The organism is Chitinophaga barathri (assembly GCF_003807585.1).
Classification (GTDB): Bacteria; Bacteroidota; Bacteroidia; order Chitinophagales; family Chitinophagaceae; genus Chitinophaga; species Chitinophaga barathri.
The window spans coordinates 550,805-577,058 of record NZ_RMBX01000001.1; the positions used below are offsets into that span (position 1 = coordinate 550,805).

Consider the following 26,254-nt stretch of genomic DNA (forward strand, 5'->3'; position numbering starts at 1 on the left):
ATGAATTAATCGTGTTTCAAAACGTGCTAACCTGTAGCAGGTGTCTGCCTTTGAGGCGCAGTTGCAGCACCCGGTCACCGCCCTGTTCAAAGACTTCCGCGCAAAACATTTTGCCTTCCGCGATGGTGAATTTTGGCACGGCGATCACGATCGTAGCTTGCCCTTTCGCTGACACGCGCGTGGAAGGGCTGGAGAGCAGGTGTAAGGGCTCTATTTTAGTTTCCATCATCGAGGTACGTTTGACGCGCTTGCGGTCGCGCACATAAAAGCGGGTAATATCCAGATCATAGTCTACCGGAGAGCCGTTACGGATGCCAAACGAAAGGAACATTACGCCATCTTTTAGCAGTATGTTATGAAGCCGCATGTACACATCACCCACCTTGCGACTTACCGGCCCGCTGCGCCGTGGCGCTGTCGCTGCGGTAACCAGTGCGCAGGAGGCGATATCGGCGGCGTTCATACGACCACCTTCAAAGCGTGCCTGACCGCCGGAGGGCTTCGCGGAAAAATCGAATAGGTAGGATGCTGGAGTTGGATTGTAGCGGACCGAAAAAGAGTAGATCATGCCGTCGATGGTAAAGACCGTCAGGTTGGTGGCAGGCATCTGGTTGCTGGCTGCTTTGACCCGTAATACGTTGCTGACACCTGGCACCACGCTGGTAGATAGGTCGGGATGACCGCGGTCTATGCAGTTTTCGCAAATGGCGACAGGAAAAATGAGCACGGTAGTAGCGCCGGCAGAAATGGGTAGATCCTGTATAACGGTGGTGCTGGCGACCGTAGGATGTAACAGTGACTTGTCCTGGGCGACGGCGACGAAGGTTGCCAGCACGCCCAAAACGAAAAAAAGTGGGAAACGATAATGTCTCATGGTGAGAAACAGTTTAAGTGAGAAAAAAATATTACTGGTTGGTTTGGGTTGAGCGAAGCAATACCGGATATCCGGCTTTGACGGTAACCGGGTCAACCTTGACTTTCCGGGAAAGCAAGTTTTTGGCTGTCTCCAGGCCCGCGGTAGCCGCCTGAGCTTCGATAGAAGGGTTCAGGGAAGAGAGCGCCACCGACTGGATGGTGCGGTCCGTTGCTTCTTTACTGACTTCCCGCGTAATGGACCCGTGAATACGAATACCAGGGTTGGCATCGTAGTCGTATACTTCCAACCTGACAGGCATCAGTTCATTGGATATGCCCAAACCGGTTACCTGTACGGTAAGCCGTTCACCGGATAGCGAGCACATTCCCCACACGCAGACACCTTTGGGAACAAATCGACCGTCGACAAATACGGGTTGGACAAGTCGAAGTTTGATCCATGCACCGCTGACGATTTGTTGTGTTTCATGAACGACGGCGGCGATGGCGGTGTGGTCTGTGAGGGTATCTGCCGAGAGGCCGTCGCCGCTGCCAAAGAATGCGCCGCGTGTTGTAACCCCTACCCCACTGGTGTCGGCTGTTGGAGCAAGGCCGCCGAAGTAGTCCTTATGTGCCGTAGCTGGCGTTATGGTCACTGGTATGACACGCCCCTGTTGCTTACGGGATACATCCTTTAGGCGATCGGTGACCCTGCTGGGATGCTGAATATCCAGGATCGTCTCCATCATCCCCTTCATCTGTTGCATTTCAGCGTCCATACCACCGGCTGCCTGCTGCTGAATTTGTGACATCTGCTGTTGCAGGCCCTGGAACTGACTATCATTACCCTGGACCGGATCACTGCCGGGCAAGTCAACTTTCCGCCCGGTCTTTTCCATTTCGGCCTGATCAATGAGGTGTTGAATACCCGCAAGGCGCTCCTGGAGCTGGGCAACCTGGTGATCGGGATCGCGTCTGGGCCGGGAAGAGGGGTAAGTCTCCAAGGCCGGCGAAAACGGAGCATCCACCGCGCCCGCTGGCGGCTGCTGCCCGTTCGCATTACTATTGGTGTCAAAAATCCCGGCTACATTTTCCCGGCCTGCTTTGGCGGAATCTTCTTCTGCCCGCTTGTAAAGGCTCATTTTATCGAGCATGTTGCCTTCTACTTCAGGTGAAGGCAGTACGGCATTGAGTGAGCTGGGTTTGCTCTCTGCATGTCCTTCTTTGTCCTTTCCCCCTCCCATCATGGAGAAGAATATTGCACAGAACGGGAAGAACAGTAGTGGCAGGAATATTTTCGCTTTCTTGTTGTTCTTTTTGGTGACTTGCATGTTGCACTAATTTGATCGTTTACAAAATGGCTCATGGTCTCAGTTGCTGTTCGAGGGTTAGGACGCTGTCGATGAAGCCGGGCCTACGCCGGTTAAAGGCAGCTACGGTGTCCCTACCTGCCGGTGTTGCCATCAGGCTATCGAGGCGCGCCCGAAATAGCCGCAGGTAGAGAGTGTCCTCTGCCGTTAGCCGTGGAAGCAGGTCCGTTGGTGGAGCCACCGGCGCTCCCATGTTGATGGCCGTTGCGCGCTGTGGTGCTCCAGGATTTTTGAGCTGGTAGAAGACCACCGAGAAGCTGATGGCCTGGGAGACCAGGACGAACAAGACCAGGAAGCGTTTCTGCTCCCGCCGGGTCCAATGGCGGGTGCGATGGTTCAAAACGCGGCCAAAATGCCCGGCGAGCGCAGCGTAACGACGGGTTATCCAAGCTGCACCGCGGCTCCGTGCGCGGCTAATAGGGCTCTGCAGTTTGGGGCTACCCTGCGCTTCAGGCTGAACCAGTGGTGCTTCTTTCCCGATTGGTGGAATGGATGGTGCCTTTTGCATGGTCAACGTTTTTCGGTGAGTATGTCCCTGTTGTCGAGCGTCACCCAGCGTTCAATGAGTAGGCCATGGCTGTTATGGTCGGAGCGGTCCACGTCACGGAGATAGCCTTCGGTAACGAGAGAGCGGGTAAGGATTACCGATGGACGGATGATGCGCTGACGCCCGTAGAACCGGAAATAGTAGGGAAAGGTGCTTGTATTGACCTGCACACTGTCTACTTTTAACTCCTGGCTGACGTTGCCGGCGATTACGGCTGCGAAGTAGCCATTTTCTTTCAGGGCATCGTAGGCTTCTTTGGCGGATCGGTCGGCCATATAAAAAGCCGAAGCGACCCTCGCCTCGATGGCCTTTTCGTCGGGGCTGAGTGTAAAAAACAACTCGTGAAAGCGGCTAACGTGATCGCGTGCCTCCACCGGCAGGTTATCGGTACGGGTGGAGATCTCTGCGCCGTAAGCCTTTCCGTCTGCCAGTACGTATATCTTTTCTGCTGCCTGGCTAAGTCTGGACATACAATAGTAGATGGTAAACCCACATAAGGCGGCGCAAACCACCACGACCACCATGGTAAAAAGGCGGACGTGCTTAAAAGCGGTTTCGATGTTGTTCAGGTGCTGAAACATAAAAGTGATTTTCAGATGAGAGGTCAGGATAGCTTGTCGCGGAAGTAGCCTGCGTTTGCCCCGTGGCCGGCGTGCCCTCCGGTTTGCATCAGGTGTTTATTGCCGTAGGCGTCAGCGGCCATGCCGCCGCCCATTCCCCCAGCCATGCCCATCCCGGCGGCTCCCATTGCTGCCGCGCCGCCGACAACCATGCCTGCGGCGCCGTAGGAGTATGATCCAGCCATCGACGTCATCTTGGCCGTTACAGGACTGCCGCCGCCGGCATTGACGATCATGCTAGCAATGGAGGGTACGGTCGTGTAGCAGACGATACCGATGAGCATGAAAATCAGGTAACCAATGTCGGAGGTGGTAAAGAAGGAATCGCCGTAGGTCTCGATCTGGCTGATATCGAGGCGGATCATCTCTTCCTGAATCATCCCGAGCAAAGCACCCACGATATTGCATACCGGCAACCACAGGTAGTAGTTGATGTACCTAGCCAGCCAGATGGTGAGCGAATGCTGGAAGCCATCGAATATGGCGAGGGCGAAAACGAGCGGACCAATTAAAGCCATGATCAGCAGGTTGAATGTCCTGAGCGTGTTGATACATAGCGCTGCTGCTTCGTAGAGCAGTTGCAACAGAAAGGAAACGACCTCTTTGAACCAGGTCTTAAGGCCATAGTAGCCTTTGGCCATGGCGAACTCCACGCTGTTGGTGAGGTAGCCCCATGGGGTTTCCATCATCCCTTCATCTTTGTGCGCGTATTTCATCCATTCGCTGCGGTCTCCCCTACCATTGTTGACGCCGTACATCAAATAAAATGGAGAAGTCTTCGCTTTCTGCTGGCGCTCTGCGATTAGCTCTTTGATCGTCCTGGTAGACTGGTCCATCATTTCCTGTGTGCCAGCTACGGCCGGAGACATAATCCCTCCAATCAGGGCTACGATGTGGCTAAAGTTGAATATGCAAAAGCCGAGGACGAACGGTCTGAATAGTGGGTAGAAGTCAATACTCTCCCCTGCCGCGATATGCTTCCATACGCGGTGGGCGATGTAGAACGTGGCGCCGAAGCAGCCGATCAGTCGGGCTGACATCACCAGGTCCTGGCAGCGGGGCATCATTTTGTCGAATAGCCTGTTAAGTATGCCGTGAAGTCCGCGGATGTGCTCAGGGACGCCTTGGGCGCTGGCGGCTGCCGGCAGCAGGACGAGCAGGAATAAGGCGGTAATAATTGCAATGTGTCTATGTCGCATGGTGGGGGCGTTACTGGTGAAAAATTATGGTCGGGGCTGAATCCCGAAAAGGTTGGAGAGTGTCAAGGCTTCCGACTTGTCCTTTACCCGCTGAATGGCCAGCAAGCTCTGCTCAGTATTAAATTCGCGGAGGAAGGAAAACTTGCGTTCCATGTCGTCGGCAATGCGATCGATGGCCGCCATGCGTTCACTGTCATTCATCCGTGTCTGGCGGGCAGTGATGACCAACAACAACTCGTCGAGGTTGCCAAGACTATCCTGAAAAAGGCCGGCGTAGACACTGGCCAGGTATTCCATTTTTTCGACGGTAAATGCGGCTGACCCACGAAAGCGGTTGTAGGCTGATTTATATTCCTTGACGATACGCAATTGGTAGTCTATGATGTCTACAATGCGGTAGTATTTGCGAACCTCGGGAGACACCTGGTAGAGGCCGTCGAGAAAAATATCATGGAGCTTGAAGTTGCCGCTGGTGACTTCTTTGACTTTGTTATAGCCATTAACCAGAAATTGGTAACCTTCATACATCCTTTGCAGAATCTGACGGTACTGGTTCAGCTTTTCAAGGTTGAGGATAAGCTGAGCGGCTTCATGCTCCTGGGCACGCAGACCGACAGCGGGCGTGGCGGCGAAAACGGCCACCATGACCATGGAGATAATCATGAGTTTCATGGCAAGCTATTTTTTGAGGTCGTACAAATTGGTGAGAGTCGAACCTTCCATCGTTTCGGACATCCGTGATGTGACCAGGCTGCATGCTTCGGTACAGAATGTCTTGGTGAACATGAGTTTTCGCTGGCTGCGGGAAGCGAGATCTTCGATCCTGCGGATGCGCTCGGCGTCGTTCATTTCCAGGCGCCCATCGGTGAGGATAGAATGTAGTTCACGGGTCAGGTTATCACTGTCGGTAGCCACCGCGGCGCAAGTGTTGCGCAGAAAGGATCGCTGGTGTCCAGCGAGTACGGTGTCGCGGCGCATCAGTCGAAGAAACCGATCGAGGGATCGCTGGATGTCGAGGTTGTAGTTCAGTGCCTGCAAGGCAGCGGGATAGCGCCTTACAACGGGGTTTACCTGCTTTTTGCTGAGGTAGTAGAGGTCGTGAATGGTAAACTCGCCGTTTCGGACCTGGTGAATCGTGCTCAGGCCGTCCTTAACGATGGTATAGCCCTGCCGGGCGGCATTAAGATAGAGTTGGAGCTGGGCGATCTGCGCCAGCGTATTGTTGCGCTCTTTCTTATTCTGGCCGAATAGGTCGCTAAACCGAAAGGAGATGGCTTGTCCAAAGGAAAGCTGTGGTGAAAAGAAAACGAAGACAGCGGTTATGGTGATGAGTACTTGTTTCATGGTGAGATTTTTTTTGCGGTGAGGTTATTGAACCAAGCGGCGAGCTGGCGGGTCCAGCGCCGCTGCGGGAGCATCATTGTCTGGAGCATGCGGAAGAAAGGCAGGTTGTCGTTGGAGGTGATGGGTATCAGGTGGCTCAACCCGGGCTCGGTGAGCAATACCGACTTGATGTGGTAGCTATCGGCGTGGCTATAGGTCACCTGCAGACGGCACCTGCGAACGGTTGAGCCAGTACGAGCAGGCAAGTCTGTTACAAGAAAAAAGGTGGCGGTGGCGGTTTCGTCTGTTTGCAGCAAAGACTCGATAGTGGACATGCACTGCTCTATGGCACCGGTGCTCAATTGCTGGTCAAAGACTTCGATACAGAATTGTCCCTCATATCCTTTGCGCAGTAGCAGGTGGGCAAAGCTGGTGCACAACCCTGATTCCGAATAAACAGGCCGCGGTGTCATGGTTTGATGTTATAAAGTCCTTGAAGCGTGGTAATTTCAGATTGCTCCTTTACCCGCTGCATTCCCAGCATCAGGTTCTGGTTAGTGTACTCGCGCAGATCGGCAAGGTTCTCGTCGACCATGTCAGAGACGCGGTGGATCAGCGCCAGGCGCTGAGCGTCGTCCATTTGGGTGGCGAAGCTGCGGATGACCAGGTGAATCTGGTCGACGTTTCGCAGACTCTGTTCGAGGATTCCGGTGTATACATCCACCATGGAAAGCACTTCTTCAGGTTTGAAGGCTTTGATTTTGGTGATGGTGCTGATGGCGCGCTGGCATTCCTTTACCACCTGTACCTGGTTACTTACGATATCCTTGACGCGTTTGTAGTAGGTGATGGCGTTGCGCACGCGCCACAATTCGTCATAGTACCCGCTGAAGAGTTCGGTCTGTTGCTTACTCCATTGATATATCTCGTCGAGCTTGAGTTTGCTTAGCAGATTCTCTAACTGCTTCTGCACGTTTTGCAGTTTGATGGTTTCGTTTTGCAGGCGCTGCACGGCGATATCGAAAGCACGTATCACCTTTTTGATGCCGGCCAGGATGATCTGGCTGATCGGATCTGTGGCGTTGGCCTGTTGCGGTGATACGCATATGGTTAGCATCACCGTGAGTGCTAAGAAAATAAGGTACCGCTTCATCGATGTACGTTTGAAGTGAAAAAATGGGGGAATTACCATGAGCCGCGGAGCCTTGCGGCAATGGCTGGATGAGCGAGAGGCGGGCTCAACGCGAGAAAAATCGATGCGCATGGCGAGGCTGCCAGCGAGAATACGCTTATTGAAAAGGTAAAGGGGCGGTGGAGTGGAGTCCCCTGGGAAGTTTACAGGCAGCAGTTAGTGGAGGCGCTGCGCTGAGGTGTCGAACTGCCGTTCGGCAACCAATTATGATGACCGCCATGAAGCGAAAAGGCCGGTCCTATTATAGCAATCGTTATCCTGGGTTGGCTTACTGTTACCGCACCGGATAGAATGCGACCTGGTTGATCCTAATATACCCGGAATCGGGCACCAGGAGAACATCCAACTGGTTATCGGCGTGAATTGCGGAGGTGGTTGCATTGTAATAGCCGATCCACGCGCGGTCAGTAACCTTATCGACATTGTCTTCCGTATCCTTGAATCGCTCTACCGAGTGGATCTTCACAGAATATCCGCCGGTCCCTTCCGTCCCCGCCTGGCTGATGGTGACTGTACGAACCATGAGACTCTTCTCGTCGTCCATTGTATCGACAAAAAAGCCGGTCATCGGCGCTTCTTTGGTGGCTGGGCTGCCGCACTTACTAACAGCGACCCCGAGGATGGATATGGCAAGCATGTATGTGAACTTCATGGTTTGCTTTTAATTATATCTGCAATTTGTAGGATAAAATTTTGAAACCTCAAAAAACTTTTTTTCGAGGAAACTCCCATTGATTCTGTGTGCTTTATATATCGGGTTACCTTGTCGGCCTCACAGGATCAGCCTTGGGGAAGCTTCATTTAATGACCTGACAGGCAATGGAACGATCAAAATCGAGGGCGATAAAAATGCTTTCTATTCGTTCGTGGGTATGGTTGATAAATTCAACTTTTGGTTCAATATTGTTGAACCATAGTAAAGTAATTTTCCGTGCTTGCCTAGCTTATGGGCAATACAGCTCCATCATCTGTATATTTGATGGAGCTGTATTCCTTCGCTGAACACTACGTAGTGTTATACGCCGGTTCTTTTTCGTATTAAATAAACAACCATTATCATTTTTCCTTATCCTCCTTTGGGGCTTCAGCCGCCGCCTCTTCTTCCTTGGGTTTTTCCCCTACCTTTTCTTTGGACTTCCCAATGGGTATGTTGAATGTCAGCGACCAGAAGCTATTGGTGCGAAAGGTTTTTTTCGTGATATCCTTGAGGTTGTTGGAGGCGATATCCTGTAAGTTGGAATAGCCATTGGCCAGCGTCTCAACCATTCCGGCCGCGCAGCCATAGGAAAGAATCAATCTTCCCGACTTGCCAAAGATCAGGCTACCGCCTCCCAGGTACCGAATAGACGGATTGGGGCCAATAGACAGACCAGCACCTATGGTCGCTCCAATACTAAACCATGAGCTGATTCTCGGATATACATGCATCATCGCGGCAACGCCCATATCCAGGTTCTTTTCATTTTCCTGCTGAATGATCTGATATCTGCGGTTGATGACGGAATCCGCCCCTGTAGAGCCTGGCACGATACTACTGTCTGGTTTCAGCAAATAACGATCGTCCACCAGGTTAGTAATAAACGGGCCGGTACTGAAGTCGAACTTTATACCGCCGATGGCGCTGACTTTCAGCGGCTGGTTGTCCACAACCCTGACCCCCTGGACGCCGGATTTGGGCAGCACCGAAAAGTTGAAAATATACTGATCGACATTTTGCACCTGCGGAATCGTGTACACAAAGTAGCTGCGCAGCGTCAGCAGGCTTCGGTAACTGTTGAGCGTCTCGGATACCTGTTCACGGTGGTAGGGCGTCAGACCCTGCAGGTTGTACCGAATAAAACTGGCAAGATCAGTAATGGTGGAATCGTACTTTCTAAAATAGTTGAGTGTTTCGCGGCGGAAGTCGGAGATGTAGGTACATACATCCTTACATTCCGGCATATCCTTGAGTAGCCCTGTAAGCTGGTCAATCTCCTTTTGCAGCTGTAGGACATCGGCCAATATGTTGAGCAGGTTGCTATTTTCCGACTGCGTGGCGGGCGCAATAAAGGTTTGATTAAAGAGGGCGGGCACCTCGGTATTGAAGTCTATCGTTTCACTACCAACTACGACGCTATCCCGAAAAGGATTGATGCCTCTGATAACAAAAGCATACGAACGGCCGACAACCGGTTTTCTGATACATTGCTTGCCGCCTTTTGTAACCAACATACTGCTATGATCATACACCAGGTGCCGGATGGACAGCGTACAGGCAGAACAAAAATCAACGGAGAGTTCCTGCAGGTCCTTCATTTTGTCCTTAATGACCTTAAAGCCGGGCGGCGGCAGCCGTTCCAGTACTACGGAGGCAAATGTCCGGGTTACGCCGTTACCGTTTCTGATCCTGAAGTTGACGACCTGATTTTCCAGGCTGGTGGGGACGCTAAAAGGGTGGGTACCGCCGGTAACCGATTCAACCAGGATATCACCGACCCCGCTGACGACCGTCAGGGTATCCTTGTCGGGTAGTGACGTTATCACAATTCTGCCTTTTTTGATCTCCTGGTGCTCGAGGGGTACAACGATTTTTTTTGTCGTGGCTTCAATTAGCACTGAATCGGACGGATCGACGGATTTGCCCTGGTATTGAAATTTGATGACCTGGGCATGCAGTTGGAAACTAAAAGACAATAGTAAGAGAAAGAAAAAATGTTTCATGTTGTGCGCTTTTAAAGTATCGTCAATTTAAACTCATCGAATATTTTATAGTATGGAACGATATAGGTATAGAGATCGTCGCCGCCGAGCACAATACCTACGATCATGCCATCTTGCAGCAGTAGGCTGCCGGAGTCTCCTAAGACGGTGCATCGGGTTATCATGATCATGTCTAAAAACTCGAATGGTACCGCATCCCGGAAGGGTTTTAACACATCAATAATCGGGGTGGTGAACCTCCCCCCTTTGCTGCGGACGTAGAGCTCCGCCGGCTTGTTTTTAATGGCGCCAAGGTTCTTTTTTTGGTGAAAATCATTTCGAATAAACGCTCTGCCGTCCGGCAATACATTGTGCACTATGGCGCCTTCCTGCAGCAGCACAATGGCCGCGTCGATCTGCTGGGTAAATTTCCCTTTATACAACGTTCCTATCAGATTACCGACAGCTACCCGGTGAATGGCAGGATTGGTGGCTCTATCGAAAACAAACTGCCCGCTCCGCTTCAGGGAGTTGGCGGCGACATGATAGTTGGTCAGGGCAAAAAGGTCATTGCGGCTATTGCGTAAAAACAGGCCGATGGTTCCGGGATCGTTGGTACCCACCTCTTTAATTGAGTCCATGATCGCGGCATGCAACTGGAATTCACCAGACTGCCGTACGTCGGTCTTGATTCTTTTCACCTGGCCGTCCGGAAACCGTATATCAAAATATGGGGGAATGTACTCTGTTGCCGCCAGCTCGGACTCCGGGATCTTTTTGGCGAAGTTGAAGACGATGACGTAATAGTTGAGATACCGGTCATTTTTGTACTTCCGCTCCACGCGGACGCTGCGCAGATTGTTACCGTATTTTTTATACCAACGCTTACGTCGTTGTTGAATGTAACCCTGAAGAAACGCGATCTTCCTGATAGTTTTGGGGTGCATAGTATGGGGTGCTGTGGAAGGGGCAACTGGGTGAGTACTACTCAAATGCCGTTCCTAGATAAACATAGATTAGGAAATCCATACCAAGATAGACATATTCCGTTATTTTTCAAACGGTCATGGACAACGCGATATAGCGACCGAAAAGTTGGCTCAAATGCTCCGGAACAACCGATGGAGTTTCACAACCGACTGCATTACCGCCGCATTAAAAAACTCCCGCCAGGCGTTCGGCAGGAGCATGGCCAATTTACCCACGCCCTTCACAAGATTGTGGGGGACTTGGCCTGGGGCAATGTCGTTTAGTATGCCATAAGCTATTGGTCAGGCAAATCCATCTTGTTTGATTCGCAGATCTTCAATTAGCGCCCTGATTCCTTTTCGGATGTCCCCGCCAAACCTATCGGCATACTGCTGAACGAGCACTTTCTCCTTTTCCTCCGTTGTATAACAGTAATATTCCTCCGGTGAAGGTTCATAGCCGAACACCCGCGAGTATTGACCACCCAACTCGATGTATATCTCGCGGTACTTACGGCGGGGATCATTGGCACGATTCAGTGACAAAACCATGGTTTTGCCTTTGTCCGTAAGGCCCAAAGTCTCCTGAATCTTATCGAATTTATTGGCAAACTTGCGGATATCGAGGATGATCTTGCAGTCTGCGTTGTTGAGGATGGCTTCCTTAACCACCGGGGAGGAGATAAGGTCATCGACTTCCTGGGTAACCACAATTGCTTCGCCGAAATGTTTTCTAACAGTCTTATACAGGTATTTTATGAAGGAAGCCATGCCCGCCTTGGCGATTGCTGACCAGGCTTCTTCAATAATGATCACTTTACGAACGCCTTTGAGTTTGCGCATTTTCGAAATGAAGCTCTCCATTATTACCAATGTCGTCACTGCAAATAATGTCCCGTGCTCCTTTAAGGCGTCGATCTCGTAGACTGTCAGCCGCTGATGAAGTAGGTCGAGATTTTGAGTAGCGTTGAGCAAGTAGCCAAATTCACCATCTTTATAATACGGCCGAAGAACATATAAAAAGTTGTCGATATCGAACTCCTTTTCCTTTACCTTATCCCCTGCCAGCACGGCCCCGTACTCGTCACGGAGAAAATCGTAGAATGTATTGAAACAAGGTATAATGGCTTTGTTCTTCTCCAGTTTGCCGAAATACATATGCAAAGCGTTAGAAAGAGCGACATACTCACTGCGTCGGAACTGTTCATCCTCGCGCTTCCATAGGGCAACGAGCAATGTCTTTAGGGACTCCTTTTTTTCGGTATCCATGCTGTCACCCGGTGACAGGTAGAAAGGGTTAAAGCGGATGGGATCGCTCTCCTTGTGGGTAAAGTAGTAACCGCCCAAAAGGCCGGTCAACCCTTGGTAGGAATGCCCGACATCGACGATTACGACATGTGCACCCTGCTCGACATAAGATCGAACTAAATGATTGACTGCCAGAGATTTGCCAGCTCCTGAGCTCCCAAGAATGACCTTATTGCGATTACTGGTATAGCGTCCCATCGGCCAATCGCTGATATCGGTCCATACAGGACAGCCCATTTGTCGGTCTACGAGTCGAAGGCCAAAAGAGGATACTGAATCGCGATAGGAGGTTTCCTGGGCCAGAAAGCAGGACGCCTGCTCGCAGAAAGTGTCGAAGGTTTCATTGAAAGGTAACTCACCTTCATTGCCCGGCATAGCTGCCCAATGCAATTGGGCTGCACCGCGGATTTCTTCTCTCGGGTTGGCATCCATCTGCGCCAGGGCTGATGAGGCCATGTTACGAATGTCTTTGAGCTTATCTCGATCGTCGGTCCAAACCAACAGATTGAAATGGGCACGGACTGGCTGGCGCGACTCCGATATCGCCTCGTTGAGGTAGGCATTTACGGCGTCGCGGGCGATGGCATTCTCACGGCTGTATGCACTGAGCGAGTGAAGGCGACGGCGCTTGGCCTCGAGTTTCTTGTAGGTTTTGTGGGTATCTTCAATGACGATGTACTGGTTGTAGATGTGATCGCAGTCCAGTAGCTGACCGACCGGTGCGGCGAAACTGACGAAAAATTTAGTTCGATCGGTAGAATACTTATCATACGCCAGTTTGGAACCAACCAGGCTGGGAAGATCTTCAAGCTGGCTCATGGAGTAGAGCTGACACAGCTTCTCCCCTATGCGAAACTCAGGCTTATACGAAATATCCCGTTGCAGGGGCTCGCTTTCGGCGTCGAGTAAAAAGCAATACTTCTCCAGTAATCCCGGTTTTTCGGTGGTGCCGGCCAGCTCGTCTGCGGCAAGGCGACGTAGTTGAATAAAACTCCCTTCAGACAAGAGCTTTTCGAATTGACCGACCTTATCTTCAAAATCAGCGAATGCCTGGCCTTTAGCGGCAGGCTGCACCAATGACGGGCGTAACAGGTTGTTGAAAACTGAACTGGCAGGCTTGCGGCCATCAGCACGCCGTGTGACCATCAGGTAACAGGCGTGTTGCCGAATGGGACGCTGGTAAAAGAAACGCTCGCTTGCCTGGTTCAAAAATGTGATCTCGTCTTCGGTGTTTTCCTTCGACCGGAAGTTACCTTTTGTGTACCAATCCTGCTTATGCAGGATGGTACCGGGCGGCAGGATACGAATGGCACGTATCCAGTTATGGTGCACGGTCTCCAGTTCATCGGCTGCCAGGGTAAAGACTTCGGGTAGCAGTACCTCGAATACAACAGTGATATCGCCCTGCTTTGAAAGCAGGCAGTCGTCCTCTATCTTATAAATGGGAAATCGGTCGGCAAGGGAATAAGTTTTGGATGCGACAGGGCGTACCTGTAGCACCAGCGCTGCGAGTAACAGCGTTGCAATGCAGATGATGGTGAACATGATTAACGAGTTTTGGAAAGAGAAAGAAAGATGTGCCTTCCGGGAGGGTGCAGGCACTCAGGAAGCCGGCGGTAGCCGATTTCTTTGATCAGGCCATGTTCGCCGTAGCGATGACTGTAGCGGATTACCCACGTAACGAGTGCGTACCCCAGCACTCCGGTTACGGCTGCACATATGAAGGTGGGAATGCCGGCGATATAAAGGATGGAAAAAAGAATCAACAGGGCCACCAGGCCGAGGCCCAGATACATGATGTATTGGGCCTTTATCCGTGGGCTAAGCATCCGGCGCCTTGCTATATTGCTATAGTAGGTTTCCAAATACTCGCCCCCAAACCGTACGTACACCTCTCAGCGTATACGGCTTTCCATTAATATTACTCAGTCTAACCGACCGGCATGAATCTTCTTGTGACAAGGCGGGCAGACGGCTATCGTCTTCCTTCTTCTGGCGTGCATCAGGATTTGCCAAGGTTGCTTACGGGCAACATCTTTGAGCTTCCTGACATGGTGCATTTCCAGATCGCCTTCACTGCCGCATACTTCACAAACTTTCGCTTTCAACCGGTCTACCAGACTGGTGGTAGCGTTGTTCATGATCATATTGGGCAGGTTGTCACTAAAGAACTGATTCGTGTCTGTCTTTCGCTTGAACCCAGCATTGTAGAAAAGTTTGACTTTCTGATTTCCGAGTCTATCTCTGTACGTTACACCAAAGTTCTTTCCGATACGGAGTTTGGCGATGGCTTCGCGTTGGCTCATGCTGTACTTCTTAGCGAATGTTTTGAACATGCTGTACTGCATGATGTGATAGAAGTCGTTAATCGAAGAGCTATTATTGGCTATCGAATAGTAATTGTAAAAGCCCCTGATTTCTGCGTTGTAGTTGTCTATAATCTCCAGATCGTCATTGTTGATCAGTTTCGTCCTGCTGAGAGGTTTCCAGATTTGGCGGCCTTCGTGAGTGACCATAGTAATCGCCTCGTATTCGGCCAGTTTCCGCCTCATGGTTTCGGTCGGTATGTTCAACACGACTTTGTGATCATAGACCCGCATTTTATTGCCGGTTTTACTACTACGTTTCGTTGCCTGACTGGCTTTCCGGACATGGATCTCGTACCCTAAGAACTTTGCAGGTGTCTGCGCATGCGTAATGAGCGTTTTGTCGTCTGACAGTGCGAGTTTCAGTTTATCGGAGAGGAAGTTCTTAATATCCCCTTTGATCTGCTCACACTCCTGTTTGCTCCCGATGACGCCGATCAGAAAATCATCTGCGTACCTTGTGTATTTGATCCGTTTGAATCCGCTGTCCATTTCATCAACGCTTTTGTGGGCTAATCGCTCCTTTTTGATAGCTTCAATCTTAGCGATTCTTGAAAGCCTTTCACTTTCATCCTTTACTCTGTCCAGTTTGTAGTTGAGCTTCGCAATCTTCTGCGTGAGCTTGAAGTAGGCTACGTTGCTCTTTCTTGTAGAACCTTTGTCGAACTGATTGATGTACTCCTTCATGAACTTGTCCAGCTTGTCGAGGTAGATATTTGCCAGTATTGGGCTGACTATACCTCCCTGCGGTGTTCCGCTGTAGGTTCTGTGGAATACCCAGTCTTCGACGTACCCGGCGCGGAGGAATTTTCTGACCAGCCGTAGGAAGCGTTCATCTTCGATTCTTTCGCGGAGGATTCCGATCAGTACATCGTGATCGATGTTGTCGAAAAACCCTTTGATGTCCCCTTCAATGAACCACTTTGTGGCTGTGAAGTTCTTCTGCACCTGGTTTAGTGCGGTGTGGCTGCTTCTGTTTGGCCGGAAGCCGTGAGAGCTGTCTTCGAATTGCTTCTCGAATATGGATTCCAGAATCATTCGGAGTACCTCCTGCACTAATTTGTCGTTGAACGATGGGATGCCAAGAGGACGCATTTTGCCATTCTTTTTAGGAATGTATGTCCTGCGGGCCGGGGCTGGCTGGTATGATTCGTTTTTTAACGATTCGATCAGCATTGCGATACGTTCCAAACTCATATCGTCTACGGTTTGGCCGTCTGCCCCTTTCGTCATGTTCCCTGCCTTCGCATAAATGCGTTGGTAGGCGACATAGAACAGTTCTTCGTTAAAGAACAAGCGGTAGAGCCTTTCAAACTTGTACGCAGGCGTTTTACTATGCTCTGCCAGACTGTTTAATACGCTTTGTGGATTTCTCATAAAGTCTCACACTTTTTCCAAAAATTGTATTAAAGAATATTAACTGCCTCCCTTCGCCATGTACAGGGCTTTCCCCTGCTCGGACTACTACGGAGGCTCCGTTACCATGCCGGATATTCAGAGGTCTGTACCTCATAGCCGCGCCAGCGGCGTTCCGGTTTAGGTAATCCCCGGTAAGATTTTTTGACAATAGCTTGACAAACTGTCGGATACCACTTTCGTTATTTCCTGCTGACGGCAGTTGCGCTGTAGCTTGTCCGTTGCTTTCTCCCCTCAAAGGCTGGGGAGGAAGTGCTACAGAGTGACGATTCAGATACCTTACGTCACCGGTTCGAGACGTCCCGCTCTAACTATGGTTGAACCAGTATAGGCTTTATCCTCGTGTTTGTCTTTTCACCTTCAGGTTCAGTCGCAGGTTGGTAACTACCTGACTTTCCCGTTCACCGGCATGCTATACTCCCCGTCTGCTTTCGCTTTCGGATAAGCCGGTTGGTGATAGGTCGTGTCGGACACTAACCTAATATGTTGCTAATCACGTAATTATCAAAGAACTTTCTCGGGCGCACCTTTAAACTCGACAGGCTTATTGACGTTTTTGTTGAGGGTGTATATGCTTGAAGACATGTCCTATGTTTTAATCGCTAATTCGTTTCAGGCTGATCATCAGCCTCAAATTCTTCACGGTGTACCGACCCGATAAATTCAACCAGGGTAGCGTCGAGGTAATAAAAAGGACTTGCCGGGTCATCAAACCGAACCAGCTCGAAGACATAAGCTCCCTTGCGCGCTACTTTAAGGATTAGATCGCGCAGCGATCCCCGATCGGTCCATTTCTTGTAAATTTCAGGCAAACGGGTGCGTAGCAACATTTCAATCAGGTCCATCTGACTGGGACCGCTATGCTGTATCTGAAGATCCAGACAGTAAGCGACAATCTGCTCCGGAGGTATCTGTTCTTTCATCTGTTCATCGATCAAACTGTCCACCAGCTCCCAGTCTTCCTTGAAGAATGCGTCGTATTTTCCTTGCGCGCACAGGTTTTCCAGCAACGGTTGGTAGTGTTGCGACAAAAACTTAAGGTATTGTTCTCTAATCTCGCTCCGCATCTTTTGAATGTCGTATTGCATGAGTGGTAAAATTTATCCAGGTGAAAAGCTCCATTCTACGCTCGGGCGACCGGTGGCAGTTGGGTGAGATGTGTTTCATTGACCACCGGCCACTTTAGAGCGTAGCCTATAACCCTTATGATGATAATAAGGGAGATGTAGACACATCCCCCTGACATTTGTTGATCTTCTTCAATCAACCGGAAAACATGCGAATTTTGATTAAAAGGGCCGCCTGCCACCATCCATGTCATGCGTCACGATATCTGTCAATCACCGGGCAGGCAGCCCTCTTTTGTTGAGCTTTTGGCAACCGGCTGCTCCACACTGCCGGCATGTCATCGCTCAGGTCTCTTCGGCAGTCGCTGGACGCTTGCCAGTAGCATGCCTCTTTGCCGCTGGCATCAAGAGATGCCGAAGAAAGTTTTAATGGCGACACCGATCAGCACCAGGAAAATGCAGCTCGAAAACCACGCAGCGGCGATTTTTCCTGTATTGTTGTCGCCCTCGTTCCATTTACTGTAAACCTTGATGGCCCCCACGAGCCCCACGATGCCTCCGCAGGCGTACATGATCTGCGATGCGGTGGTAAAATAGGTACGGATAGAAGTGTTTGCGTTGTTGAGCGCAGTCCCTGCATTGGGCTGCTGTTGTGCGACGACATCTACGCCAGCCAGCAGTACCATCGCTGCACATAGCAGCAGGCTTTTGGCGTAGTCGTTCTGATAATTGTTGCATACGATGCCTTCACGTTTCATCTTCACATTTCTTTTAATGGTCACGGGGATAGTGGTATGGGCCGGCCACCCTGACGCTTATTGCATTCGTCAGCCAGTGCGCATGCCACGGGCAGAGTCGCTGGCAGGCAGCCAGGTCCCATACACCTTTGAATCAATCCATACTTGTCGGGAATAGATAGTGGTCCCCGTTCAGCGGCAGGCATGCGCCTGGCTGTCGAGGGAGCCACTACCTGGGCCGGGGGCTCAACGATGAAAACTAAACTGTGCTACGAAAACGAATTATCCTTCCTGTTGCCAAAGTGTGTCGAGCTCGGCGGTGGTAAGCGACAGACCGCATTCCTGGAATGCCGCCCGCGCGATCATGTTTTGAATAGCTGCCCGTAGGCTTGGATGGCCTAAGTCGGGATAGCTGGCAATGATAGGTTTGATTTTATCGAGCAGACCTAAGTTGGAACCGATTTCTCGGCTGTCGGTGATGGTCTGCCGGATGGAGATAGCAATTTCTTCCAGCGCTTCGAACTCCCCATCCTCGGGGCCGTCCTCCATGTCATCCTCTTCATCAAATAACTTTTGCCGATATGCGCTGTGCGTTTCAAAAGGCGGTAGCTGGTAGCTAGGATTCCCGGCCACCGCGGCAGGAACAGGCTGTGTTGCAGGGTCGGACTCTTCACTAACCTGCCAGATTCGCTTCGGCCCTGGTGGGGGCGGCGGCGTACCGGGCACGGGAGGCTTTTCCCTTCGCAAAATTTCATCGCGGTATACGTATGCAATCCAGCCAAGTGATACTACTGCGAATCCGCCGATGAACTCCAGCCAACTAACAGATGATAACATAAGTCGGTGTTTTTGCGGTGATGGTTTGTAATCGTGTTTACGAAGACAAAAATGGGCCATCACGAAAACGAAAAAAACCAGTTCCATACACTGTATGAAAATATTTTTCAAAGTGCGTGCAAATCGTCGTGGTCGAGACGACGAAGGAGTGCTGTCACCAGGCCGGAAATAAACGGCGTCCGGTCCTTTTTCCGAATGCGAATGCCTTCGTACGCTTTGTAGATATTGCCGAGATCTACGCCGAACCACTCGCTGACGGCTGAGGCAATCCGGCTGATCTCGGGACGCCCATCAAATGCACCGTATTCATGGAGGGCATAAACCAGTTCTGTAAGGGATGCTTTGGATAAAACCCATCGAAGCTGATGCTGCCCCCTCCCTACCCTGCCGGGACCGCTCAGGCGGTCGATCTGTGCCATCAGATAATCTGCCAGGCGTTGATAGGCCCAACTGGAAGCAAGGTGCTGCGAATGCTCATTCCTGGGCAGCACCATGTTCGCTGGCAGATTAGGAAAGGCCGCCAATTGGAGGATGGTTGGTGTGTTGAAAAAGAAGAAGCTGAGCTTGTCCTCTGGCATATTTTCCAGCCAGGCTGCAACGCCCTGCCGTCGGCTAATAATCGGAGCAATACCTTTGAGCAGCCCGGAATAAAAGAGAATGGACATTTCAGCGGTTCCAAGCGGATGTATTTCTTCGACCAGATGTACCTGCGACCAGAACATCCAATGGGCAAGTGCTGCCGGATAGGTATGGCGAAAAAAAGAAAGCTCCTCCGCGGCGTCACGAAAGTCATTCTGTTGCCAGTAGGCTATTGTTTCCTCCAGTGCAACCTGGCACTGTCCGGCTGCGCGAGCGGCGATTGAGATGTCTGCATAGCTGGTATATTCGGGCAAGTGGAGCTCTAACTTTGCCAAGATCTGTTGGTAGTGGGAAGGCATGGTGGTTCGTGATTTTGAACCACCAAGGTGAAAAGAAGAAAAATTGTGCGGATGGGGAGGGGTATATGATACCCCATGCAACATATTGAAAATTAAGTCACAGCAATTTCAAATTCATGTATTCGGGTAGTGATTTTAATGGCGCCGCCGCCGTTTTCGCAGGCACCATTGCCGGTAAAAGGTTTTGGCTGGCTGGTATTTGGCGTGTTCGTGCTCAGTCTGATGGAAGGCCAGGTCGGCAAAAGTATCCGGCTCCACGGCGAAGAGGGTATCGAGGTCTACCAACTGCTGAGCACCAAGCTGACCAGGATGGGAAAGAATGTAGTGCGCGCGCCCTGCGGAGATGCCGAGTACCCTGGCTATCAGGGTCGGCTTTAAGCCACGGCGCACCAACGCATGCACCGTTGTCACTGACCTGTTAAACAGTAGCTCCCGGTACGGTATAAGTTCATCCACCGGGCGGGCATACCGTTGCTTGCGACGGTCAATTTCCACTTGTACCCTGGTCATGGCCGCGAACGTGCCGGCTTCGGCGCCAAAATATTCATCGAGCATCTGTAATCGCTCTGCCCAAATTGCACTTGGCACCTTCAGGAAAAAATCAGCGACCTGCTCGGTGGTGCCGAACACATCTGCCATCTGGCTGATGGTGGCATGCCGGGTGAAAAACGTACGCAATGATGGCGGTTGCCTTCCTTTTTTTGGCAAGCCTAAGTAGATGATCTGATTCACCCTGGAAAAATAAGGCAATTCGGATTTGGTTGCTGCTTTTAATGACGCAGTGAAAGTAGACATTGTCGTATTAACTTGGACGTATTGTCGCTCCGACTCAAGGATGGTAACGCAATGAGCAATTTAGGCTACGGACTATATTTTGCGTATATTCAACGGAAAGCTGCGCACTACAATGCGCATGCGTTATATCTCACCTAAAAACTGCTAATTCTAAGAATAGAGTCATGACAATTTATGAAGCTACCGACGCACTGAACAGTCTTGCTCGATTTTCGCCTGTATTGTCCGGATTTCAATCCCGAATGAAGACCCTGCACGGTAATACCCGCGTCCAGACTTACAAGATTTTCAGCGGGCACACCATTTTCGGAGGCAATGAATGTTATGCCTATCATGCTGGTGGCAGAAGTGACCTTCAACTTAATATTGGGGCAGAATGGCTGGATGATAGGGAAATATTCAGATATGGAGTAGGGTTCTCACTTTACCCAAATCAAAGCCAGCCCGACCCTATGAATTTCCTGCCGCCGAAGATCAAAGCACTTAATGAATACATTAAGAAAAACAAATCCACTTTTGACGATCTTTGGATGTGGCATTATGATAGTCCCGACGGCCATAATCGCTCAGATAATTTCCCGGTCGGGCCCATCCCTCCTGAATGGGAAACCTTTGAAAATTTCATTTTCATTGGAAAATTCATCAACAAGCCGCTCTCCGAAGCGAATACTGATGATATCCAAAGCATGTTGGCGTTGCTGGAGCGCCTGGCGCCGGTTGTAGAATACGTAGAGGCGCAATATCATCATTTCAAACCGGCCCATGACGGGAACCGGATATCTCGTATTTGCTGGAATGACAACGGATGGGTGGAACCTTCCGGGTGGCCCGGGAAAAGCACCGATCCCAAATCGCATGAAGGAAAGTACGGATATGGGCATGAGGAATGGCTTTGTGATACGTCCAAGACGATCGACGGATTTCACTATGCTTTTCTCGAATCTGTCCGAGGGCTCGAAGAATCAGCCGAAGATAAAGTTTACAACATCGATCTTTTTACAGTAGATGGACGAACAGCCAAAAGATATGCGGTAGGGATTATAAGGAATGTGGAAATTGTCGGTCACGAGCGAGCAGATGAGATCGTAGCAGAATATGAGCGGCGTGGATGGATGCAGTTGATGGACCAACAAATTGAAGCGGTCCAAGCAATCAGGTCCGAGTTCTCGCAAAACGAAGGTTTCAAGCTGTTCAACATTCGTTTCATGCCGCAGGATCTTCAGTTGTTCGAAAGCTACCGGTTAATTGAAGATAACAGGATCGCTAAATCTCATCGCTATGAATTGATGCACAAGCACGCAGAAATCGGTCTGGCAAACCCCATGAATGACGCCATAGCATTCGAACCGGACGCCTCCCGAGAACCAGATGTCGATGACAGCATCGAGACGACGATCTATCACCGTGAGCCAAAACCAGTTGAAAACCTGTACCTGCATAAAAAGGTAAGAGATCGGCTTAAAAACTACCTGATCGACCAGTATGGCTTCTGTGTCGGCAAAGAATGCGGAACAGGGCAAGGCACCAGCGTTGATGTAATCAGGGTTCGCCAAGGCCGAAGAATTTACTACGAAGTAAAAGTCTACAGCAGTATAAAAGCAAGTATTCGAGAGGCATTGGGCCAACTTTTAGAATATTCGGACTGGCCCGACACAAACCACGCAAAGGCGATGGTTGTCGTTGGTGTCGCCCCACTCTGCAATGAAAGCAGGGGTTATCTGGATTCATTGAGGTCCAGATATAAACTTCCACTATACTACCAACAGTTTGACCTCCAAAGTAAAGCGATAGTTGACGGGGATTTTTCCGACTCCATCTTCGACTGATGGCAGTAGTGCTACAGCCATTTCCGCAGTGCCGCGTTGAGTCTGAAGGTCATGTCGATGAGGCGACCGGCCGCGGCCTTCTTCTTGCCGAGGTTGTTTCCAAGGGCGGTGAGCGAATTGACCGACGGCTGGTCACTGCCTTTGGTTTCGGTCACCTGCGCCAGGGTGCGACGCAGGTATATCTTGCTCGGACTTTTAACGACATCGATTTCCTGCATCGTATCGAAGAGCAGGTCCAGTTCGGCGACGCTGATATTGAAGCGCAGCTTGAATACCTCGAGCGGGTTTTCCAGATGGGGCATCAGGTAGCGCTGCAGGTCGATCAGTTGGGCTTTAACCCATTTAGAAAGTTGCGTACGCGCCGACTTCCTACCGGTGTAAAGGTGCATATCAGGATGGGGTGTCATCATTTCCAGTTTGGTGTCGTACCATAGCAGGATCTCGAGTTTCTGCTCATGGGGTAAGTTATCTGCCTTGACCAGCAGTTTGAGGTTGCAATGGTTGATGTATTCTGGATCGTTGAAGTTGTGGGTAATGAGCTGGAGGTGTAGCTGCAGGTTCGTGTCAATGCCTGCTATTGGCTTAATGGTTGCCAGCGCCTCGAACAATTGGCGGTAATATCGTAGTCGACCGAACGGCACGAACGTGCCCTGTTCAATGAATGGTCGCAGATGAGCCAGAACGATTGAAACAATGGGCGCGTTGTGCTCATCGAGGATGGACTGCAGTTGCTCCACCTCCCCTTTCAGGTTTATCAGCCTAATTCCGTCAGCAAAAGGCGTAAGCCAGGTCCATTCATAATCCTTCGGCACATGCTCCAGCAACAGGCGTTGCATTAAACCTATCTGTTCGTCAGCGCGCTGGTATAATGCCAGCAATTGTCCGCGATTATATTCTTCAGTGACAACGGCAGTGCAGAACCTAAACACCAGCTTTCCAGAAATCGCCTCCAGAAGTCGCCCCTGTCCGGCAATGTAGTGGCGCAATTTTCTCTTCCCCGTGATCTGGCTCAGCTCCAAAGAGAGCGATTTGGCCGCACTGTTACTGAGGTGACGAATCGTCGTTTCATGCTCCTCGACGGATTTACTGGTTGCGCCGGTAGTGCCGGATGACACAATTGTCATTTCTGTGATGTAGTTTGAAAATGCGCCAAGTTCATTCATGTCGTTTGGATTTTGCTCGGCATTTGGGTGGGGCTCATTCAAATTTATGCCAAAAACACATGACCGTGTCCGTCACGGTGCATTAAAATTTCGACGATACTGGTAGCAACCCGAGCCAGCCGCCATCTGGCCGGCTGCCATTTTGAGCGGCTCGAATCCGGCCATAATCGCAAGATGATGATACCGTTGCTGATAGCGATCGAGGACCAGAAAGACCCTCTCAACACCTTTAAACTGGAAGCAGCAGTCAAGGGCGACGCGAATGGGCAATAGTAGTCGGGCAATTGGTACGGCAAAATCAGCCCGCGGATACCATACATAGTTGTTTTGCTGTCGGCTAACCTGGCGGTAAGGATTGGTTTCCAATCCTACGGTTATCAAAAGGCGCGGAATATCGTTTTCAATGACGACCAGGTGCTGGTAATACGGATCGCGCGCTTCGCGTTCCAGGTCGCTTATCAGTTCGTCATAAAGGCGCTGGTGAGCAGCAACATCTTTATCTTCCTCCGTCCCGGTCCAACGGATCATCCAAAGCATATCCGCTGGCAGATCGAGGGTGCGAACAATGTAAGTTGTCTTAATCTTAGGCTGGTAAGAGGAAAAGTAGGTCACAGGCTGGTATGGATCTTCCGGCCTGCAAAGCAATGGATAAGGTATGCTCATAGTGGACCAATTCATACTTGAAGTTTTAGGGTAAACTGGTCGAAACATGGTTGTGTAGCCCGATAGGGCCCACAGAATGTGTGGATTCCACCCGAGGAGCGTGGACCCGAGCTTTTTGAAAAGAGCCTTAACCTATTGGAAGTTTTCTACTTGGTATGGATAGTCAGAGCGTAGCCAAAACTTAACTTTATGAATAAGAAACTTCACAATAATACCATCATTGCACGGGCTAGCCGCGGTTGAAGGCTGTAAAATTGCCCTTCTAAGTATTTCCCCTTACGGAAGATGGTTGGTTGAGGCATCTGATAAAGCAAACGGTCACGCGATTACTTATGCGATCAGGAGGTTGATCATTCCATTCCCATTAACGGGTTACAATACCTTTGATTTCAGCCAATGCTGATATAAACTGTCCAGCGAGAGCACCAAAAGGTCATAAAACATACCCGGGAGAGACGGCAAAATTAGCCGCCGCTGCGCTTCTGTCCAATTGCAGTGGCGGCAGCTCCCGGAAACATATCATACTCCAACCCACGTTCGACCAACATGTCGCCGTTAGTGACTACCGCAGCCTGGACTGTTCAGGTTATTCAAGACCGACCTCTACTATGCGTATGGTAACCGAACAGTCCGTGATGCTGCGGATTCGGGCAATTGGTAGTCACAGGTCAAAAAAAAGCCTGCAGGATATTCTGCAAGGCTTTCGGTAAGTGTATTTGATAGGTGGTTAGAATAGCGACGAAGGGCGGCTACTGTCAGGATTAATCTGGATCTCCGCTTCCCTTCTGGAAAGGCGGGATAACAAAAACGGGTTTGCAGCAGAAATCCAGAATAAATCCAAGGTTCTTTTCCTCATAGGCGTTTGGACTGCTAAAAGAAAGCGATGGAAATTCACAAGGCCCGCATTTGACGGGAACGTGGAAAGTATGGAACTGGTAGAGACCAATTCCCTACAATAGGACATAGTTAAACCATCACCTTACAGACAACTTATCAAAGCGGCCTTCAGGCTACAGGTTACCAAAATCTAAATCAAACTTGAATTTGTCAAGAATTATTTGCCAACTATGAGAGTCCTCCCCTCACGTCGCACTTTCAGCGACGCATTTTGTAGCAAGCTGATAAGGGAGTCCAAGGGAATATCGGGGTCGCCAGCGGTAAACAACACAGCCACTTTGGCGTGCTGCTCATCAAGTTCTACCTCCAGATCATACCTGCGGGCAATATCATTTGCAACTTCTCCGAGCTGTTCACCGTTATAAACGAAATATCCCTCCTTCCAGGCTACAACATCTGCGAGATTTCTTACCTGGGCAGTTTCAATCTGGTCTCCCTGCCGGGCCACCATCGACTGTTGTCCGGGAACAAGCTCGCGCACCTGGCTTCCCTTGGAGATTCGTACGGAACCCTCCAGCAGAGTGGTTTTTATTAATCCTCGCTCAGCATAGGCGTTTATGTTGAAATGGGTACCCAGAACATCCACTTGCATTTTGCCGATAGTTGTTGGCACTTCCACCCGAAACGGACGCTGCGGATCTTTAGCCACTTCGAAATATGCTTCCCCTTCAATGCTGACATTTCGGGTGGCCTGTCCGAAGTTGGCTGGATAACGGATGGACGACTGCGCGTTGAGCCATACCCGCGTACCATCCGGCAGCCGCACTGCATACTTACCGCCGCGCGGCGTGCGCAGGGTATTATACTCGGCGGACCGCTGGCTCCCTTCTGCCCCGAGGTAAGAAAGTTCGCCGGTGGTGTCGTTGGAAACAACCAGTCCGCCCTGATGGGCAACTATGCCGCTATTGTTACCAAGCGCAACCTCCCTCCCATCTGCCAATGTCAGTGTAGCCACGTCCTTTGCAGGCATTACAGGCATTTGCGCCATATCAGCCCTATGCTCCAGCTTTCCAACCATATAGAATACGGCCACGCCCAAAAGCACAAGGATTGCAGCGGCGGCAGACAACCGTACAAACGAGAACATTCGTCGCGCCGGCGAAAGCCGCTGCTGCATTTTTTTCCATTCCTGATCGCGCGTGTTTATGACGTAGGCGGCATCATCCAACAAAGAATGACCGTTCAGTACATCTTTAAAAAGTTGCCTGTTACTGTCGCTTTCGGCAAGCCACACGACCAAAATAGTTTTTTCTTCCTCCGATAGCGGCTCTTCAGGAGCGCCCCCAATGTGCTTCATCAGTATCGCAGTGGGGATCTCCATCCGATTGTTACGAGATTCTTTCATAGACTTGGTGTCATTTTTGAATATTGCTGAAGAAAACACCCTCTTCCTGTTAGAATACTCTTTCCGCTACCTTATAAATGGAAAACGGGTAGAAAATCCCGACGATTTCAGGGCAATTTTCAAATATAATTTTAATCCATGTG

24 protein-coding genes are annotated in these 26,254 nt (G+C 50.5%); 2 read left to right on the top strand and 22 right to left on the bottom strand.

Going from position 1 to position 26,254, the window contains the following annotated elements:
• Window positions 1-16: 16 nt before the first annotated feature.
• The 9 genes from EG028_RS01945 to EG028_RS01985 form a co-directional block, all read right to left on the bottom strand.
• Entirely contained in the window at window positions 17-874 is an 858-nt protein-coding gene (locus EG028_RS01945; RefSeq protein WP_120514355.1) for a DUF4138 domain-containing protein, read from the bottom strand.
• A 31-nt stretch (window positions 875-905) separates the two neighbouring features.
• Window positions 906-2,186, bottom strand: a complete 1,281-nt coding sequence (gene traM / locus EG028_RS01950) for a conjugative transposon protein TraM (RefSeq protein WP_120514356.1) — start codon at window positions 2,184-2,186, stop codon at window positions 906-908.
• Between the two features lie 549 nt (window positions 2,187-2,735).
• Window positions 2,736-3,353, bottom strand: a complete 618-nt coding sequence (gene traK, locus EG028_RS01955) for a conjugative transposon protein TraK (RefSeq protein WP_120514358.1) — start codon at window positions 3,351-3,353, stop codon at window positions 2,736-2,738.
• 23 nt (window positions 3,354-3,376) lie between these two features.
• Window positions 3,377-4,591, bottom strand: a complete 1,215-nt coding sequence (gene traJ / locus EG028_RS01960) for a conjugative transposon protein TraJ (RefSeq protein ID WP_120514359.1) — start codon at window positions 4,589-4,591, stop codon at window positions 3,377-3,379.
• A 24-nt stretch (window positions 4,592-4,615) separates the two neighbouring features.
• On the bottom strand, window positions 4,616-5,263 hold the full coding sequence (locus tag EG028_RS01965; protein ID WP_120514360.1) for a TerB family tellurite resistance protein: 648 nt from the start codon (window positions 5,261-5,263) through the stop codon (window positions 4,616-4,618).
• A 6-nt stretch (window positions 5,264-5,269) separates the two neighbouring features.
• On the bottom strand, window positions 5,270-5,935 hold the full coding sequence (locus EG028_RS01970; RefSeq protein ID WP_120514361.1) for a hypothetical protein: 666 nt from the start codon (window positions 5,933-5,935) through the stop codon (window positions 5,270-5,272).
• Window positions 5,932-6,387 carry a hypothetical protein gene (locus tag EG028_RS01975; RefSeq protein WP_120514362.1) on the bottom strand — a complete coding sequence of 152 codons (456 nt, stop codon included), beginning with the start codon at window positions 6,385-6,387 and terminating at the stop codon, window positions 5,932-5,934. Before EG028_RS01975 ends, EG028_RS01970 begins: the two co-directional genes overlap by 4 nt.
• On the bottom strand, window positions 6,384-7,067 hold the full coding sequence (locus tag EG028_RS01980; protein WP_120514363.1) for an SIMPL domain-containing protein: 684 nt from the start codon (window positions 7,065-7,067) through the stop codon (window positions 6,384-6,386). The genes EG028_RS01975 and EG028_RS01980 overlap by 4 nt, the downstream gene beginning before the upstream one ends.
• A gap of 313 nt (window positions 7,068-7,380) precedes the next feature.
• Window positions 7,381-7,758, bottom strand: a complete 378-nt coding sequence (locus EG028_RS01985) for a hypothetical protein (protein ID WP_120514364.1) — start codon at window positions 7,756-7,758, stop codon at window positions 7,381-7,383.
• Window positions 7,759-7,837: 79 nt separating this feature from the next.
• Between EG028_RS01985 and EG028_RS28045 the strand changes: the two genes are divergently transcribed.
• A complete protein-coding gene (locus EG028_RS28045) occupies window positions 7,838-8,023 on the top strand; it encodes an alkyl sulfatase C-terminal domain-containing protein (RefSeq protein WP_120514365.1) in 186 nt (61 codons plus the stop codon).
• Window positions 8,024-8,162: 139 nt separating this feature from the next.
• Here EG028_RS28045 and EG028_RS01995 read toward each other — a convergent pair whose 3' ends face one another.
• The 10 genes from EG028_RS01995 to EG028_RS02040 all read right to left on the bottom strand — a co-directional run bounded on the left by EG028_RS01995 (window position 8,163) and on the right by EG028_RS02040 (window position 20,217).
• Window positions 8,163-9,806, bottom strand: coding sequence for a hypothetical protein (locus EG028_RS01995; protein WP_123864509.1), 1,644 nt, complete (start codon window positions 9,804-9,806; stop codon window positions 8,163-8,165).
• An 11-nt stretch (window positions 9,807-9,817) separates the two neighbouring features.
• On the bottom strand, window positions 9,818-10,732 hold the full coding sequence (locus EG028_RS02000; protein WP_120514367.1) for a hypothetical protein: 915 nt from the start codon (window positions 10,730-10,732) through the stop codon (window positions 9,818-9,820).
• A 324-nt stretch (window positions 10,733-11,056) separates the two neighbouring features.
• Window positions 11,057-13,606 (bottom strand): TraG family conjugative transposon ATPase, encoded by a 2,550-nt coding sequence (locus EG028_RS02005; protein ID WP_120514368.1) that lies wholly within the window; start codon window positions 13,604-13,606, stop codon window positions 11,057-11,059.
• A 2-nt stretch (window positions 13,607-13,608) separates the two neighbouring features.
• Window positions 13,609-13,890 (bottom strand): DUF4133 domain-containing protein, encoded by a 282-nt coding sequence (locus tag EG028_RS02010; RefSeq protein ID WP_120514369.1) that lies wholly within the window; start codon window positions 13,888-13,890, stop codon window positions 13,609-13,611.
• 96 nt (window positions 13,891-13,986) lie between these two features.
• A complete protein-coding gene (gene ltrA, locus EG028_RS02015; RefSeq protein ID WP_120514370.1) occupies window positions 13,987-15,804 on the bottom strand; it encodes a group II intron reverse transcriptase/maturase in 1,818 nt (605 codons plus the stop codon).
• A gap of 641 nt (window positions 15,805-16,445) precedes the next feature.
• Window positions 16,446-16,931 carry a hypothetical protein gene (locus tag EG028_RS02020; protein ID WP_120514371.1) on the bottom strand — a complete coding sequence of 162 codons (486 nt, stop codon included), beginning with the start codon at window positions 16,929-16,931 and terminating at the stop codon, window positions 16,446-16,448.
• A gap of 383 nt (window positions 16,932-17,314) precedes the next feature.
• Entirely contained in the window at window positions 17,315-17,668 is a 354-nt protein-coding gene (locus EG028_RS02025) for a DUF4134 domain-containing protein (RefSeq protein ID WP_206614336.1), read from the bottom strand.
• Between the two features lie 261 nt (window positions 17,669-17,929).
• Window positions 17,930-18,571 carry a hypothetical protein gene (locus EG028_RS02030; RefSeq protein ID WP_123864510.1) on the bottom strand — a complete coding sequence of 214 codons (642 nt, stop codon included), beginning with the start codon at window positions 18,569-18,571 and terminating at the stop codon, window positions 17,930-17,932.
• Between the two features lie 20 nt (window positions 18,572-18,591).
• Window positions 18,592-19,422 (bottom strand): RteC domain-containing protein, encoded by an 831-nt coding sequence (locus EG028_RS02035; protein ID WP_162946209.1) that lies wholly within the window; start codon window positions 19,420-19,422, stop codon window positions 18,592-18,594.
• A 135-nt stretch (window positions 19,423-19,557) separates the two neighbouring features.
• Window positions 19,558-20,217, bottom strand: a complete 660-nt coding sequence (locus EG028_RS02040) for a hypothetical protein (RefSeq protein ID WP_123864511.1) — start codon at window positions 20,215-20,217, stop codon at window positions 19,558-19,560.
• A 164-nt stretch (window positions 20,218-20,381) separates the two neighbouring features.
• On the opposite strand from EG028_RS02040, the gene EG028_RS02045 reads away from it, so the two are divergent.
• Window positions 20,382-22,043 (top strand): hypothetical protein, encoded by a 1,662-nt coding sequence (locus EG028_RS02045; protein WP_123864512.1) that lies wholly within the window; start codon window positions 20,382-20,384, stop codon window positions 22,041-22,043.
• A gap of 11 nt (window positions 22,044-22,054) precedes the next feature.
• On the opposite strand, the gene EG028_RS02050 is transcribed toward EG028_RS02045, so the two are convergent.
• The 3 genes from EG028_RS02050 to EG028_RS02060 form a co-directional block, all read right to left on the bottom strand.
• Window positions 22,055-23,206: a hypothetical protein gene (locus tag EG028_RS02050; protein ID WP_123864513.1), complete on the bottom strand. Its 1,152-nt coding sequence runs from the start codon at window positions 23,204-23,206 to the stop codon at window positions 22,055-22,057.
• 72 nt (window positions 23,207-23,278) lie between these two features.
• A complete protein-coding gene (locus EG028_RS02055; RefSeq protein WP_123864514.1) occupies window positions 23,279-23,884 on the bottom strand; it encodes a hypothetical protein in 606 nt (201 codons plus the stop codon).
• A gap of 1,039 nt (window positions 23,885-24,923) precedes the next feature.
• A complete protein-coding gene (locus EG028_RS02060) occupies window positions 24,924-26,111 on the bottom strand; it encodes a FecR family protein (RefSeq protein ID WP_120514378.1) in 1,188 nt (395 codons plus the stop codon).
• Window positions 26,112-26,254: the final 143 nt, after the last annotated feature.